This is a genomic window from Sphingobacterium sp. Lzh-3, from assembly GCF_046764375.1.
GTDB lineage: Bacteria > Bacteroidota > Bacteroidia > Sphingobacteriales > Sphingobacteriaceae > Sphingobacterium.
The window spans coordinates 3,482,302-3,496,827 of record NZ_CP177226.1; the positions used below are offsets into that span (position 1 = coordinate 3,482,302).

Annotated in this window: 15 protein-coding genes; 7 read left to right on the plus strand and 8 right to left on the minus strand. The window is 38.0% G+C overall.

The window, feature by feature from the left end; genetic code table 11:
* Window positions 1-6: 6 nt before the first annotated feature.
* Both ACLCDV_RS14655 and ACLCDV_RS14660 read left to right on the plus strand, forming a co-directional pair.
* Complete coding sequence (locus ACLCDV_RS14655; RefSeq protein WP_317666262.1) at window positions 7-1,107, plus strand: hypothetical protein; 1,101 nt, start codon at window positions 7-9, stop codon at window positions 1,105-1,107.
* 2 nt (window positions 1,108-1,109) lie between these two features.
* On the plus strand, window positions 1,110-2,282 hold the full coding sequence (locus ACLCDV_RS14660; protein ID WP_411971495.1) for a tetratricopeptide repeat protein: 1,173 nt from the start codon (window positions 1,110-1,112) through the stop codon (window positions 2,280-2,282).
* Window positions 2,283-2,349: 67 nt separating this feature from the next.
* Here the strand turns inward: ACLCDV_RS14660 and ACLCDV_RS14665 are convergent, their stop codons facing one another.
* Window positions 2,350-2,787, minus strand: a complete 438-nt coding sequence (locus ACLCDV_RS14665; RefSeq protein ID WP_411971496.1) for an FKBP-type peptidyl-prolyl cis-trans isomerase — start codon at window positions 2,785-2,787, stop codon at window positions 2,350-2,352.
* A 113-nt stretch (window positions 2,788-2,900) separates the two neighbouring features.
* A complete protein-coding gene (locus ACLCDV_RS14670) occupies window positions 2,901-3,311 on the minus strand; it encodes an OsmC family protein (RefSeq protein WP_317666259.1) in 411 nt (136 codons plus the stop codon).
* A gap of 180 nt (window positions 3,312-3,491) precedes the next feature.
* Between ACLCDV_RS14670 and ACLCDV_RS14675 the strand changes: the two genes are divergently transcribed.
* Together ACLCDV_RS14675 and ACLCDV_RS14680 are read left to right on the plus strand one after the other, a co-directional pair.
* The gene (locus tag ACLCDV_RS14675; RefSeq protein WP_317666257.1) at window positions 3,492-3,743 is read left to right on the plus strand and encodes a hypothetical protein; all 252 of its coding nucleotides are present in this window, start codon (window positions 3,492-3,494) and stop codon (window positions 3,741-3,743) included.
* A gap of 53 nt (window positions 3,744-3,796) precedes the next feature.
* Window positions 3,797-4,984, plus strand: coding sequence for an MFS transporter (locus ACLCDV_RS14680; RefSeq protein ID WP_411971497.1), 1,188 nt, complete (start codon window positions 3,797-3,799; stop codon window positions 4,982-4,984).
* 99 nt (window positions 4,985-5,083) lie between these two features.
* On the opposite strand, the gene fabV is transcribed toward ACLCDV_RS14680, so the two are convergent.
* The gene (fabV, locus tag ACLCDV_RS14685) at window positions 5,084-6,286 is read right to left on the minus strand and encodes an enoyl-ACP reductase FabV (protein ID WP_411971498.1); all 1,203 of its coding nucleotides are present in this window, start codon (window positions 6,284-6,286) and stop codon (window positions 5,084-5,086) included.
* A gap of 161 nt (window positions 6,287-6,447) precedes the next feature.
* Between fabV and ACLCDV_RS14690 the strand changes: the two genes are divergently transcribed.
* The gene (locus tag ACLCDV_RS14690; protein WP_411971499.1) at window positions 6,448-7,386 is read left to right on the plus strand and encodes a multidrug resistance efflux transporter family protein; all 939 of its coding nucleotides are present in this window, start codon (window positions 6,448-6,450) and stop codon (window positions 7,384-7,386) included.
* A 7-nt stretch (window positions 7,387-7,393) separates the two neighbouring features.
* On the opposite strand, the gene ACLCDV_RS14695 is transcribed toward ACLCDV_RS14690, so the two are convergent.
* The 3 genes from ACLCDV_RS14695 to ACLCDV_RS14705 form a co-directional block, all read right to left on the minus strand.
* Window positions 7,394-9,184, minus strand: coding sequence for an ABC transporter ATP-binding protein (locus ACLCDV_RS14695; RefSeq protein ID WP_411971500.1), 1,791 nt, complete (start codon window positions 9,182-9,184; stop codon window positions 7,394-7,396).
* A 151-nt stretch (window positions 9,185-9,335) separates the two neighbouring features.
* A complete protein-coding gene (locus ACLCDV_RS14700) occupies window positions 9,336-10,130 on the minus strand; it encodes a S1/P1 nuclease (protein WP_411971501.1) in 795 nt (264 codons plus the stop codon).
* A 125-nt stretch (window positions 10,131-10,255) separates the two neighbouring features.
* Window positions 10,256-10,717: a DUF4268 domain-containing protein gene (locus tag ACLCDV_RS14705; protein WP_411971502.1), complete on the minus strand. Its 462-nt coding sequence runs from the start codon at window positions 10,715-10,717 to the stop codon at window positions 10,256-10,258.
* A 99-nt stretch (window positions 10,718-10,816) separates the two neighbouring features.
* On the opposite strand from ACLCDV_RS14705, the gene ACLCDV_RS14710 reads away from it, so the two are divergent.
* The gene (locus tag ACLCDV_RS14710) at window positions 10,817-11,353 is read left to right on the plus strand and encodes a lipocalin family protein (protein ID WP_240199576.1); all 537 of its coding nucleotides are present in this window, start codon (window positions 10,817-10,819) and stop codon (window positions 11,351-11,353) included.
* On the opposite strand, the gene ACLCDV_RS14715 is transcribed toward ACLCDV_RS14710, so the two are convergent.
* Together ACLCDV_RS14715 and ACLCDV_RS14720 are read right to left on the minus strand one after the other, a co-directional pair.
* A complete protein-coding gene (locus ACLCDV_RS14715; protein WP_411971503.1) occupies window positions 11,350-11,655 on the minus strand; it encodes a hypothetical protein in 306 nt (101 codons plus the stop codon). The two genes, ACLCDV_RS14710 and ACLCDV_RS14715, sit on opposite strands and share 4 nt — an antisense overlap.
* A gap of 152 nt (window positions 11,656-11,807) precedes the next feature.
* A complete protein-coding gene (locus ACLCDV_RS14720; protein ID WP_343566783.1) occupies window positions 11,808-13,112 on the minus strand; it encodes an ammonium transporter in 1,305 nt (434 codons plus the stop codon).
* A 290-nt stretch (window positions 13,113-13,402) separates the two neighbouring features.
* On the opposite strand from ACLCDV_RS14720, the gene ACLCDV_RS14725 reads away from it, so the two are divergent.
* The gene (locus ACLCDV_RS14725) at window positions 13,403-14,455 is read left to right on the plus strand and encodes an outer membrane beta-barrel protein (protein ID WP_411971504.1); all 1,053 of its coding nucleotides are present in this window, start codon (window positions 13,403-13,405) and stop codon (window positions 14,453-14,455) included.
* Window positions 14,456-14,526 lie beyond the last annotated feature (71 nt).

Here is a 14,526-nt window from a genome sequence, read left to right on the forward strand (position 1 = left end):
AGTCTAATGAAAAACTTACTGATATCATTGTTAATATCTGCAAGTAGTTTAACTGTTGTTGCCCAATCCAATTTGAAAGAGGGCAGCAACAGTTTTGCTTTATATACCAAAACTGGCGAATTTAAAAATCTTGAAAATGCGCGAAAGTTTGCAGACGCTGCCTTCCAATCGAAGAAAGATTCGGCTTCCGTCAACAATAACCTTTTAAGAGCATTGGTATATAGCTCCTTGGCAGTTGCAGATTCAACAAGGAAGCAGCCCTATAAAATGGATCCTATCGACGTATCCATCAAATCACTTAAGCTTCTGGATCAAAAAAAAGCACGTCGAAACTTTCCTGCAGAGATGGACTATATTCGTCAAAATCTTGCTGGAGCCATCTCCTATCAGGGAGCTTTGGCTTTAAAAGATGGCAAATTTGACAAAGCTTATAAAGCTTATCTTCGCATTGATTCACTTGGGTTCAAAAATAGTGATCTGAAATATAATCTTGCTGTACTTTCAGGCAAGAATAAAGATTACATGAACTCGATCAAATATTATGAGGAACTGATCAAGGGTGAGCATCCCAAGCCAAATTACTTTCTTGAATTAGCACATATTTATTCGCTTGGAGGTACTAAACAGGATGTCTTAAACGTTCTTGAAAAAGGACATGCAATATTTCCTGAAAATAAACAGATACTTTTTAGATTAATTGATGTTTATTCAGCTAATCATTCCTATGATGCTATCCTTAATGTCATTGCCGATGCAATCCGTTTGGAGCCCGAAAATGTTGAGCTGAACTATATCGCTGGCTATTCCTATGAAAATGCCAATGATATTAAACGAGCGAAAGAATATTATAACAATGTATTGCGATTGGATCCCAATAATTACGAATCTAACCTTGCATTGGGTTTAATCAATCTGGAGACTTTGTTAAAGGAACCTTCGAACCAAGATATACAAGAACTGACTATCGAATATCTGTTGAAAGCAAATGAGATAAAGCCATATGATATCAATGCACTTAAAGCTTTGGCTAAATATTATAAGCTTATTGATGACGCATCTCAACTGGACAGAGTGAATTTATTATTGAATCAATTAACAGTTAAATAGATATGAATTTAAAATCTCTATTATTATTAGCAGCAATAGGTACTGTATCGACCTCAGTTTCTTTTGCGCAAACCGGTAATATTAAAAAGGCAAAAACTGGCCTGGCAAAATTTCAGGAATTGAAAGATGCTGGCACGGTTCAATTGGGTATCCCCAATCTGAAATCTGCAAAAGAAGCTATTGACGCAGCTGTTGTCAATGACAAAACAAAAGACAATGCTGAAGCATGGACAGTATATGCGTTAGTAAACGCAAATCTATCAACAATAGATAAATCTTCTGAATTGGCAAAGTTGGCTGAGGATGGCATTGCAAAAGCAAAACAATTGGATACAGATGGTGCTAATAAAGCAAATATTAATGTTGCAGAACAAATATTAGGACAATATAACTTCAATTTGGGAGCAGAAGAATATCAGGCTCAAAAATATGCTGATTCCTATAGTTCTTTTACAAAAGCACTGACTTACCTTCCTGGAGATACATTAGTAACTTATTACAGTGGTGTTGCAGCATTATCTAATAAAGATTATAAAAATGCCATTGAAAGGTACAAAGAATTAATTCCAAGAAAAGATTTCTCTTCGCATAAAACAATCATGGTAGACCTACCTAAATTGTACCTATCTATGCAAGATACGACCTCTGCGCTTGAATATGCAAAAAAAGCGGCTGAAGCCTATCCGGATGACAATGCAGCAATGACTCAAAATATCGAGCTAAATCTGATTACAGGCCACGAGAAAGAAACTATTGATGCAATTACCGCACAACTAGCAAAAGACCCGAACAATAAAAGCCTAAATTATTACTTAGGCATCGCTCAATCTTCAGCAAAAAATGATGAAGCAGCGGTTGCGGCGTACAAAAAAGCATTAGAAATCGATCCAAACTTTTTTGAAGCAAATACCAATTTAGCTATCACTTTGATGAACAAAACACGCGAAAAATTAAATGTTGTTAATAACAACAGAAAATTGACGCAAGCCCAATATGATGCAGAATTAAATAAGATTAAAGCAGAATTAAAGCCAGTACTTCCTTACTTGGAGAAAGCAGTTTCTTTGCAACCAAAGAATGTAGATGCTTTAACAAATTTAAAGAACTACTATATTTTTATGCAAGACGAAGCTAAAACTGCTGAAATCAATGCGAAAATAAAAGAAGTAGAATAAAAATGCTTCAATAAATAAAAAGCCCGTATCTCGTGATGCGGGCTTTATTTTATGTACTTTACTGGAATTAAGCCAAAATTGCAATTAATTCAATTTGAAATATCAAGGTGCATTGCCCTCCTTTTCTGGGCATCAACTCTTCTTTTCCATAAGCCAAATTGGGTGGAAGACAAACCTCCCAGATTGATCCAACAGGCATCATGGAAATTGCTTCCTGCCAACCCACGATAAGTTCATTGATGTAGAACGTTTCGGGACGTTTCCGTTTATAGGAACTATCGAACACCGTTCCGTCTAAGAGCTCACCCTTATAATGACAGATGACCTTCGCAGATTTTTTCGGTATTTGCCCTGCCCCTCTTGTTAATACCTTATAATGTAAACCTGATGCACATATAACGACACCTTGTTGATCTGCATACTTTTCCAAAAATATCTTTCCAGCCTCCAGATTTTTTTCTGCAAGGGCAGTTGAATTTAACTTGTTTTTCTTTTTCTGAACCAAAACTAAATTGATTAAAACTCAATATTGCTAATTATTTGTTATATATTCAAAATAACAGCTTTTTCTCCTTTTTACGAAAAAAGACCAAGTTTTTATTCATTATAGCCCATTTTTCACAGTAGTTTTGCATTTAAGGTTTTTTCGAAACTGAATGCCTTACTCACGGGACAGTTTTCTTTAGCCTTTTGCGCTATTGTCTGAAATTCAGATTCGCTTATAGTCGGAACATTCCCTGTTAACTCAAGTTCGGACCGCACAATTGAACCATTTTCGAAAACGATTGTCGATACAGTTGTTAATTCTTCGGGAACAAAACCAGCTTCAGAAAGATAAGCACTCAATTGCATCGTAAAACATCCGGCATGTGCAGCTGCCAATAATTCCTCGGGATTTGTTCCAACTCCATTTTCAAACCGGGTTGAAAACGAATACTGTGTATGATCCAATGCTGTACTGTCTGTAGTCAGACTACCTTTTCCTTCTTTAAGATTGCCATTCCATTGGGCTGTTGCTTTTCTTCTCATGTTTTCTACAATCAATTATTCAATTTAACTTTTCTTATGTCAACTTTTCCTATCAGGCTTCTAGCCTTTCAGATATCCTTTATAGAACAAATAGTCGTTCAAAAAGTTGTATGTTATTTCACAAATTAATGTCGCATTCCACGCAAGTAATACGTTAATTATTTTATTAAAACTAAACTCATGAATAAACTATTGTATCTTTTTATCGTTGTAGCTGCGTTCACTTCATGTAAAACCCGCCAAAATAAGGAGCAGGCATTAATACAAGACTGCCCTGAAGAAAAAATCGTAAACAAAATACCCGGTCCGCCAGTGAAGGGTGAGGCAGAAAAAATTTATTACATCTATCAGGGCAAAAGAGTTTCTCCAAAACAATTTGATCAGCAATGGCTCGAAAAGAATTGTGATATTAAAGAGACAGTTGTTTATTGATTTAATTTCTAAAAATAAGCCCAAAGACGTATTTTTGCCTAAAATTTTTTAAAATGACAGTTTCTCTTCGGGAGGTCAATCAAAAGATTTTAGGCTATGTCTCTTTAACTTTCCTCGGTTATTTCACCATCGGCCTATCGCTTGCAACCCTACCCATTTTTATTCATCAAACTTTAGGATTTAACACAATTGTTGCGGGTTTGGTCATTAGTATTCAATATATTGCTACTTTTCTGCTTCGAGGTTATGCCGGAAAAATTGTTGACACGAAAGGACCAAAAGTTTCTGTTTTACGCAGTATGCTATTTTTTGCCTTGTCGGGTCTCCTACTCCTACTTGTTTTCCTATTTAAATCACAGCCCTTTATCAGTTTAGGACTTCTGTTGATCACCAGACTATTGACCGGAATCGGTGAGGGTTTGGTAGGTGCCAGCCCCATAAATTGGGCGCTGATGGAACTTGGCGATGAACATGCAGCCAAAGCGATCTCGTTCAATGGCATAGCGAGCTATGGGGCATTGGCTATTGGTGCCCCCTTAGGTGTTTTGATGGTGGATCATATCAATTACGAAGCTTTGGCTCTACTGACCAGTGCAGTTGGCCTCCTTGGTTATTTTTATTGTCGCGCTAAAACCCCCTACCAAGTGGCACGAAAAAAGGCTGAAAAAGTGAGTTTTAAACGCGTATTGCTTTTAGTAGCACCTTTTGGAATCTGTCTTGCTTTAGGAGGTCTAGGCTTTGGCAGTATCTCCACTTTTATGACGCTTTACTATGAATATTTCAATTGGCAAAATGGCGCAGCTTGCTTAACTATATTTGGCGTATTCTTCATTTTAACACGGCTTATTTTCAATAAGGTTATTGACCAATATGGCGGACTTAAAGTTGCTTTAGTGAGTCTTTTCGTTGAAACATTAGGTCTCATGGTTATCGCCGTGGCTATTGATCCATTATGGACTCTATTGGGCGCAGCATTAACGGGTTTTGGCTTCTCACTGGTATTTCCAGCGCTTGGTGTCGAAGCCATTAAGCGGGTAGATCAAAGTCAACAAGGCTCTGCTCTCGCTGCTTACGGACTATTTATAGACATTTCACTAGGTATCACAGGCCCTTTAATTGGCTTTGTGGCCAATAATATGGGTATGACAGCGATATACCCATTTAGTACCATTATGGTCTCTATTGGTTTTGCCGTTGTTGGCAACCTACTCTATCAAAAACGGCGGGAGCTGACACCATAGTTTCCTAAACATATAGACATAGCATCAAAGATATACCTACAAAAAGAGCGGATAATGTTTAAACATTATCCGCTCTTTTTGTAGGTATATCCGTTAAAATTAACCTTCAATACTAGGTACACCAACAACCTCATTGGTATCAGCGTTGTAATCGATACCGTCGAAATTAAAACCGAACAAATTGAAAAACTCGTTACGATAACCTTCAATGTCTGAAATTTCGGCTAAATTTTCAGTTGTTGCTTTCTCCCATAATACTGCAACTTCAGCCTGAACATCTTCACGCATTTCTAAGTCATCAACACGGATACGACCTTTGTCATCAAGCAATACCTTTCCGTCAGCGGTATAAAGTCGCTCAGCAAACAAACGTTGCATTTGTTCAATTGTACCTTCATGAATACCTTTTTCCTTCATGACTTTATACAATAAAGAAATGTATAAAGGAACAACTGGAATAGCTGAACTTGATTGCGTAACCAAGGCTTTATTCACCGATACATAGGATACACCATTAATATCGCTCAAAATCGCGTTTATTGCAGGCACTGTTCCTTCTAAATCATCCTTTGCACGACCAATCGTACCATTGCGGTAAATTGGATAAGTAAGTTCAGGACCTATGTAAGAATAGGCAACTGTTTTTGCTCCTTCAGCTAACACACCAGCAGCTTTAAGATCTTCGATCCAAAACTTCCAGTCTTCTCCACCCATAACAGCTACAGTATTCGCAATATCTTCTTCATTTTCAACAGGCTGAATGGTAATGTCTGAAATTACACCCGTATGAAAATCTACCGTTTTGTTGGTAAAAGGTTCTTGGATAGGTTTCAAAACAGAAGCGTGTGCTACGCCAGTTTTTGGATGCGTACGGCGTGGTGATGCCAAACTATAAACCACTAGATCAACCTGACCTAGATCCTTTTTAATAAGTTCAATAGTTTGTTTTTTCACTTCGTCCGAAAAAGCATCGCCATTGATACTTTTGGCATATAATCCCGCCTCATGGGCTTCTTTCTCAAAAGCTGCCGAATTGTACCATCCAGCAGTTCCTGGCTTGCCTTCTGCTGCAGGTTTTTCAAAAAATACACCGATTGTAGCAGCTCCAGAACCAAATGCTGCAGAAATCCGAGATGCAATACCAAATCCAGTAGAAGCACCGATTACCAATACTTTCTTTGGACCATTCGCGATCTCACCTTTGGATTTCACGTATTCAATTTGATTTTTAATGTTTTGCGCAGCCCCTTGTGGATGCGAGGTTAAACAAATAAAACCTCTAGTTCTTGGTTGTATAATCATCTTGATTAATTTTCTTACTACTTGTTTTATTGATTAGGCAAAATAAGGAATTTTAAATGAGAAAATCGCGATAAAAATCAATTAGTTTTTGTTTCATTTCCGTTTGAACGGACATTTGCTTACTTTCACAAAGTTAAGTATACATCGCACTCCTTTTATTTATGCCAATCCAATTTACAATAAAAAAGAATAAAAAAAATGCACTTTTTTTAGGAACGCTAGCTGCATTATTTTTTGCCAGCACCTTCGTTCTAAACCGAATTATGGCAGTCTCCGGTGGAAGTTGGCAATGGACAGCCTCTTTACGTTTTATTTGGATGCTTCCAATCTTACTTATCATTGTTGCCATAAGAGGAAACCTCATCGATTTACTCAAAGAAATCAGATCCAACCTTTGGCAATGGCTTCTTTGGAGTACGATCGGATTCGGGCTATTCTATGCAACACTTACCTATGGCGCAAATTATGGCCCATCTTGGCTCGTAGCTAGTACCTTCGAATTCACCATTATAGCCGGCATGTTTATTGGTCCGCTACTTGATAAAAAAGGCCAACGAAAAAGCATTTCAAAAGCTTCACTCCTCTTCTCCATCCTTATTTTTTTAGGTATTCTTTTGATGCAAATTTCAGAAGCTCAGTCAACTTCCTTAAATACAATGCTATTGGGGACCATCCCAGTGTTGATAGGCGCTATTGCCTATCCCTTAGGTAACCGTAAAATGATGAAAATATCGAACAATAGATTGGATGCTTTTCAACGTACACTCGGCATGACACTCTGTAGTATGCCATTTTGGATTATCCTGAGCCTATTTGGCTATTTAGATAATGGTCTACCCACTGACAGTCAACTCTTGCAAACCTTTTTAGTAGCCATCTGTTCGGGAGTAATTGCCACACTTTTATTTTTCTCAGCTACCGATCTTGTTCATCAGGACCATAAAGCATTGGCAGCTGTAGAGGCAACACAGGCCATGGAAGTCATTTTTACGTTGGTTGGCGAAATTCTTATCCTGCAGGCGGCGCTTCCAAATGTATATTCCTGTATTGGTATTGTCATGGTGGTCATTGGCATGATTCTACATAGTCGCACAAGTTAATAATACCTCACCTTTCATCTGTTTGTAATGTTCTGCTTATTTTACTCAGGTTTAAACTATTGGCCATTGCTGAGAAAATATCATAATAAGTTCCTTTATGTGCGTATAGATCTTCATGTTGCCCTTTCTCCACCACCATTCCCTTTTCCATAACCACAATGGCATTGGAATCGATGATCTGAGAGATACTATGGGAAACGATAATTACTGTACGGTCTTTCTTTATGGCATCCAAACTATTTTTAATCTGTTCGGTCGCGATAGCATCCAAATTAGCTGTAGGTTCGTCGAGAAAAATAATCGGTGGATTTTTTAAAAATAAACGGGCTATGGCGATCCGCTGCTGTTGGCCCCCTGATAGTGACTGCGCATCGGAATCGTAACCTTTGGGCAGATCCATAATCTGTTCATGAATATAGGCTTTCTTGGCTGCTTCAAAGATTTCTTCCCTAGAACTTCCCATCTTACCATATTCGATATTTTCAAAGATAGTCCCTTTAAAAATATGATTACGCTGCAATACCATACCAATATGTCGACGGAGAAACGCTGTATCATACTTTGCCAGATCTACCCCATCCAAAAAAATTTGGCCGCTGCTGGGTTCGTAAAATTTATCCAATAAGTTGATAATCGTGCTTTTTCCCGCCCCACTAAGCCCCACTAAAGCTGTGATTTCATTCGGCTTTATCTCAAAATTCACATCCTTTAAAGCAACGGTTCCATTTGGATATTCAAAAAATACATTCCGTAAGGCCAAATGTCCTTGAATATGTGCTGGCTTATAATCACCCTTTGATTCAATATGCTCGTCAGATTCCAAAATTTCGAAGAAAGATTCTGAATAGATCAGGGCATCGTTTACCTCATCATAAATACGGTGCAACTGACGTATTGGCGCCGAAACGTTATTAAATAACATGATATGAAACATTATAGCACCAATGGTAATCTGACCGGAAAGCACCAGGTAGGCCGTTAAAACAATAATAATAACTACTGCTATCTGTTCGGCAAAATTTTTAATGCTATCATACAGGAAACTGGTTTTCCGGGTTTCCATTTGATTTTCAGTCATCTCATATTGAATCTTCTCATGGCGTTTTGCTTCTTCTGGCTCGCGAACGAATGATTTGATCACTAAAATTGAATCAATCAAACCGATAATTCGGTTATTTTTGGATTCACGATATTTGCGCATTTGCCTTCTAAACCCCGTCAATTTTGACGCTTGGGTCTGACTAATGTAAAGGTATAAAGGAATGACAGCCACCCCAACCAAACCGACATATACATTAGCATAAAACATACAGATCAACGCAATAATCGCATTTGCAAATAAAGGTAGAATATCAATGAAAAAATTCTGCACCAATCGCGTCAACGAACTAATTCCCGCATCTATCCGAGTGGCTAATTTTCCACTTTCGTTGTCAGAAGAGGTATAGAATGCTAATTTATAGGTCAAAATACGATTGACGATAGATTGGGAAAAATCCCGCGCAATATAAATCCGAAGTTTCTCCCCATAAAATTTCTGGCCGAACTGGACAATCGCGTAAACAATCTCCTTAACAAGCAAAATGATACTGATCATTCCGACGATATACATCCCCTTGGACAAAGGTTCTTTAGCGACCATCAAATCGTTAATTTGATCGACAGTATAACGTAAGATAAAAGCATTAATCTGCGCCGCAAAAGACCCCACGACAGTCAAAAGCAAGGTGTAAACTATCAGACGTTTATAGGGTTTGGCAAAGGGAACAATTTTTCTAAATAATTGCGGGATAGTCATTGAAATTGATTTTAACATAGAGGAAACAACTAATTTAGAAACATTGTTTAAATGAAAGCATAAAATCAATGTAATCGCAATGACGTACTAGGACAAAAAAGGCGTATCGTTTCAGGATACGCCTTTTTAATAATTTACGGTAGCCGTAATATTAACCAAAAATTCGGTTTAATACTTTAGCTAACCTTAAGCCACCTTTTAGCATACATTGTTCCATAATATCCTTGTTTTGATAAACATAGGAGTACGATAAATTGGCATTATTGGCTACGTCAGCGTAAATCTTTTCAGCCAATTGATTTGACTCATACAACCAGTTAGCGAGCTCTCCTGCCGCCAGCTGTTCATTCTCTTTTTTGTTGTTCACATCCAAAACAGTTGCAAACTCGGTATAACTATACTTCTCATTGTCTACCAAATCACTATCCCAAACACGATGAATATTTGATTTTTTTCCAAACCAGCTTACTTCGATCTCATTCCCCCCTTGGTCCTCAGCACGGCTTACATGCATAGGTTGATGCGCATCCCCTAAGATATGGATCAAAAAATAAAGATTTTGTTTTTGCTGATCCATAGGGATAGTCTTATCAGCAAAAGATTTTTCGATTCGGATAGCTGTTTTATACAAATTTTCATCCGCTGAATTTTCAAGCCCCAACTGAAACTCTGCCCAAGGTAAATTTGAATTTAAATTGATAAAATGTGAATTACCTAATTTTTTAAACTCGGGATTTGGGTCCGACTTAATGAAATCACCCCAGTTGGCCCAATACGCAAGCTTTTGCTGACCAATGATTTTTCCAATATTCTTTTTGGCTTTTTTAGTCAAATGGCGTTCCGCAATTTCAGCCACGACACGATGCCCTGTTGTCCCCCACGCAAATACCGAAGAAAGCTGAAAACACAATGCCATTGCCAGCAAACCCTTGATCATTTTTTTCATTAGATTGTTGTTTTAAATGATGATGAAGCTCCTACCTGTTAGAAAAACGCCACACGCTCCAACAAACTGGAGTTGAAAAGCGGAATCAGACCTGTAATAACTCATCTTACTATACTGAATGTTAATTATTTGAAAATATCGAACGTATACTTAGCCGATGACCAAAACTCATCCAAAGCAATTATTCGAGGCTTAAAAAAAGAAATGAGCTCGGCCCAGTCATCCTCTTTAAAAATACTGTAACCGGTTAAGCTTGTATAGATCCGACAAATCGGCTTTCCATATTCGTCCATTCCGTCCATATCCCAAATCCACTCTTCTTCAAGAAGATCCTGCAACAATGCTTTAAACTGAAGAAATTGTTCTGCCATTAATGCCCTGAGCCCAGCATCAGGTTGGGACCACTGTATCGCAATACTTACCAGCTTCTTATCCGCATCCATTCTGAAGTATAAATGCTTAATACCTGTCTTGTAGTTAATCCAATTTGCCTTCTCCCCATCTGCCGATGCATGTAAAGCCATAAATTGTCCAAACTTCGTCCAGAATAACTGTTTTAATTGTTTTATCTCTTCCCTTGAATACACCGATACAAATTTTTAGTCAACAAAATTAGTAAAATAGCTCGGTATGTCTAAACCTTATTGGTATCAAAATTGTTGTTTTAACAATAAACATATTCGAAGATGAACATGGATAAGAAAAAATCACTGTTACTATTAACTGGCATAGCACTTGGGGCTGTGGCTTATAACGCCTTTAAACCTGTCGTCTCGCGACCTGATGTCGTGGATCCATTTGATTTGGATAAATATCTTGGAAAATGGTTTGAGATAGCCAGACTCGACTTCTATTGGGAAAAAGGCTTAAGTCAAGTTTCCGCAGAATATAGCAAAAATAAAAATGGCACAATACGTGTCAATAACCAAGGGTACTCCGAAGACAAAGAACGCTGGAAACAGTCTATCGGAAAAGCAAAATTTGTCAACAGCCCCAATGAAGGCGCACTTAAAGTATCGTTCTTTGGTCCTTTCTACAGTGGATATAATATTGTAAAAATAACGCCGGATTATAAATACGCACTCGTTTTTGGTGACAATCTCGACTATATGTGGATTTTGGGCCGTGAGACGGAGATTCCAGATAAAATCAGAAATGAATTTTTAACCTATGCCCTGCAATGTGGCTATGAAACCGGCGATCTTGTATGGACCAAACATTAGTCGAAGATCGGAGCTAATAGCGGGTAGTTTAGCGTCTTGTCCTGTGTCAGTACATCAGCTATTTCCTCAATATCTTCCGGCGTGATTGCATTTCTGATACCTGCATTGTAGAGATTTACAAGGAACAAGGCACCCGCACGTTTTTCGTTGAGCGGCAAAATTGAACTCCCGACATAAAAATTTAATACGGATACTGCATATTCGCCAAATAGGTTAAAACCGAAATCACCATTTTTCTGCAGGCAATAACGCATCATTTTTTCAAAATCAGAACGCAAAGTATCTTTAATTTCAGTAGTCATTGAAAATCTTTTTAGAGGCACAGTTGCTGGAAATAGCACATAGTATCATACATTCCCCTCCTGGCAGGACAAAAATGCAAAAAATATCCCAAACAATGTACCGCTAAGCAGTAGATTGTTTGGGATAAACTATGCGTTATACTGCGACTAGTTTACAATGCTTCTGCATGTTGAGAAACATCCAAACCAAGCTCTTCATCCGTCTCTTCGACGCGCAATGGAGCAATAAGATCGGTGATCTTCAATAGCACAAGTGAACCAACAAAGGCAAAAAATGACACCGCAAATAGTGCGACCATATGGACAAAAAACAACTTCGTTTCGCCAAAAAATAAACCATTGTCCACAACAACAGAATTAATGTTATGATGGGCAAACACACCAGTAAGTACCATACCAACCATGCCACCTACCCCATGACAAGGAAATACATCCAACGTATCGTCGATACTTGTTTTACTTCTCAGATATACAACCAGATTACTAACCAACGCGCCAACCAAGCCGATGATCATCGCATGTGGAATACTGACAAAACCAGCTGCTGGTGTAATCGCAACCAATCCAACAACGGCACCGATACATGCCCCCATTGCTGAAGGTTTCTTTCCACGTATGATATCAACAAATATCCATGCCATAGCGGCCATGGCTGATGCTGTGGTCGTTGTCGCAAAAGCGTAAGCTGCCAAAGAATTTGCTCCACCAGCTGAACCTGCGTTAAATCCAAACCAGCCAAACCACAAGAGTGCTGTACCTAATATCACGTAGCTTATGCGCGCCGGATTATGAATTTGCGTTTTACGTCCTTTTAAATAAATCGCTGCTGCCAATGCTGCCCAACCAGCAGACATGTGCACAACTGTACCACCGGCAAAATCAAGAACACCAAATTTTGCTAATATACCTTCAGGGTGCCAAGTAGCATGTGCCAATGGCATATAAATAAAAATACTGAACAGAATAATGAATAGCATAAATGAATTAAAACGAATACGTTCCGCAAAAGCCCCCGTAATCAATGCTGGTGTGATAATCGCAAACTTCAATTGAAACATCGCAAACAAAACCAAAGGTATAGTGGGAAGCGCTCCCCAAGCAACATTCCCTAATGTACCTTTCATCATAAAAAATGTACGCGGATCACCGACAATACCACCGATATCATCGCCGAAAGCCAAACTGAAGCCAACAATGACCCAGAGGATTGTCATTAAACACATACATATAAAGCTTTGCATCATCGTTGAAATTACATTCTTCTTGCTAACCATACCGCCGTAAAAAAAAGCAAGTCCAGGTGTCATAATCAACACCAATGCAGAAGAAGTTAACAACCAGGCCGTATCTCCCGTATCAAATTCTGCCTTATTTAAATCAGACAAGTCGATGGACGGAAATACAAGTCCCAATACTCCCAAAAGAACTAGAACAATGAGTGGAATAATTTTTTTCATTTGTTTAAACTGATTAGTGTTTTCAATATATTAATAAAATTGTTAAAAAAAATACAAGAACAAAACAAAAACCTACTTTCCCTTATAATTTTTTCAAATATAAAGTCTTTTTGTTAAAAAAATACTATGTTATTTTATTTTTTATGATTTTTTTTACATAATTTCACAAAAACAAACACAAAAACCATAATTACCAATTAATTTTTAAACAAAAACCAATACAAAACAGACAAAACAAGAGAATTAAGCCTTAAAAAAATCAAACAAATCAAACTTAAACCAAAAAAAACATGAAAAAACTTCTAACAACCATCATTTTATCAGTATTTCTAATAAAAATAACCACAGCACAAGAGGAAACCAAAGAAAAAGGGATAGAAATATCCGGATCAGTGGATACTTATTGGAAATATGATTTTCAAAACAAACCTAACATCAACACCTATTTTACCGAAGACAACAACTCCGTCTCTATTGGGATGGTGGATTTGGCTGTAAAAAAGAAGTTTAAAAAAGCATCATTTGTCGGAGAATTATCTTTTGGCCCCAGAGGGCAATATCGATCCATTATGAATGGCGATGGCCAGGCTGGCGACGACAAAAACAGTTTCCATATCCAAAATCTATATGTAGGCTATGATCTAACCGAGAAACTCAATCTTACTGCAGGATTCATGGGAACATTTGTGGGTTTTGAAGTGATATCACCAACCTACAACTTCCATTATTCAACTTCTTATTTATTCGGCGCGGGCCCGTTTCAAGATGCTGGTTTAAAAGCTACGTATAGTTTCTCAGACAAAGTGGCTTTAATGGTCGGACTATTTAACGACTGGAATGTCTATCAAGATATGAACGGAGTTTCCCATGTCGGCTCCCAACTGGCCTATACCCCCAATGATAAAAGCAGCTTTTATCTCAATTTCCTGACAGGATCCTCTGTTGGCGGTAAAACCAATTACAGCTCTGGAACCTTGGTCGATCTCGTTGCTAATTATGACTTCACCTCCAAATTTTTCCTTGGTTTAAATGCTACAAATTATAAAAAGAGAGATGGTGGGGGTTACTCTGGAGTAGCACTTTACCCAAGAATTCATTTTTCAGAACATTTCGGCCTAGGATTACGCGAAGAGTTTTTCCAAACGCATAAAGAGGAAGAAAATGGAATCCCTAGTTCCAACATCCTCGCAACCACCTTGACAGCAGAATACAATTACCATGGATTCAAATTTATTCCCGAAATCAGAATTGACAAAGGAAATACCGAACGATTCATCAAAAACGATCTAAGCCCAACCAAATCTGCAGGACAATTTCTGTTGGCCTGTGTCTACAGTTTCTAAACAACATTGCATTACACATAAAAGAAAAGAGCAGGTTCCAGTGGAATCTGCTCTTTTTTATTATCGCAGCG

Excerpts from the sequence above, each read along its gene's own strand:
- ACLCDV_RS14690 (WP_411971499.1), top strand. The coding sequence starts at position 6,448 with ATGCCAATCCAATTTACAATAAAAAAGAATAAAAAAAATGCACTTTTT.
- ACLCDV_RS14675 (WP_317666257.1), top strand. The coding sequence starts at position 3,492 with ATGAATAAACTATTGTATCTTTTTATCGTTGTAGCTGCGTTCACTTCA.
- ACLCDV_RS14715 (WP_411971503.1), bottom strand. The coding sequence starts at position 11,655 with ATGACTACTGAAATTAAAGATACTTTGCGTTCTGATTTTGAAAAAATG.
- ACLCDV_RS14720 (WP_343566783.1), bottom strand. The coding sequence starts at position 13,112 with ATGAAAAAAATTATTCCACTCATTGTTCTAGTTCTTTTGGGAGTATTG.
- ACLCDV_RS14710 (WP_240199576.1), top strand. The coding sequence starts at position 10,817 with ATGAACATGGATAAGAAAAAATCACTGTTACTATTAACTGGCATAGCA.
- ACLCDV_RS14725 (WP_411971504.1), top strand. The coding sequence starts at position 13,403 with ATGAAAAAACTTCTAACAACCATCATTTTATCAGTATTTCTAATAAAA.
- fabV (WP_411971498.1), bottom strand. The coding sequence starts at position 6,286 with ATGATTATACAACCAAGAACTAGAGGTTTTATTTGTTTAACCTCGCAT.
- ACLCDV_RS14660 (WP_411971495.1), top strand. The coding sequence starts at position 1,110 with ATGAATTTAAAATCTCTATTATTATTAGCAGCAATAGGTACTGTATCG.
- ACLCDV_RS14700 (WP_411971501.1), bottom strand. The coding sequence starts at position 10,130 with ATGAAAAAAATGATCAAGGGTTTGCTGGCAATGGCATTGTGTTTTCAG.
- ACLCDV_RS14655 (WP_317666262.1), top strand. The coding sequence starts at position 7 with ATGAAAAACTTACTGATATCATTGTTAATATCTGCAAGTAGTTTAACT.
- ACLCDV_RS14680 (WP_411971497.1), top strand. The coding sequence starts at position 3,797 with ATGACAGTTTCTCTTCGGGAGGTCAATCAAAAGATTTTAGGCTATGTC.
- ACLCDV_RS14695 (WP_411971500.1), bottom strand. The coding sequence starts at position 9,184 with ATGACTATCCCGCAATTATTTAGAAAAATTGTTCCCTTTGCCAAACCC.
- ACLCDV_RS14670 (WP_317666259.1), bottom strand. The coding sequence starts at position 3,311 with ATGAGAAGAAAAGCAACAGCCCAATGGAATGGCAATCTTAAAGAAGGA.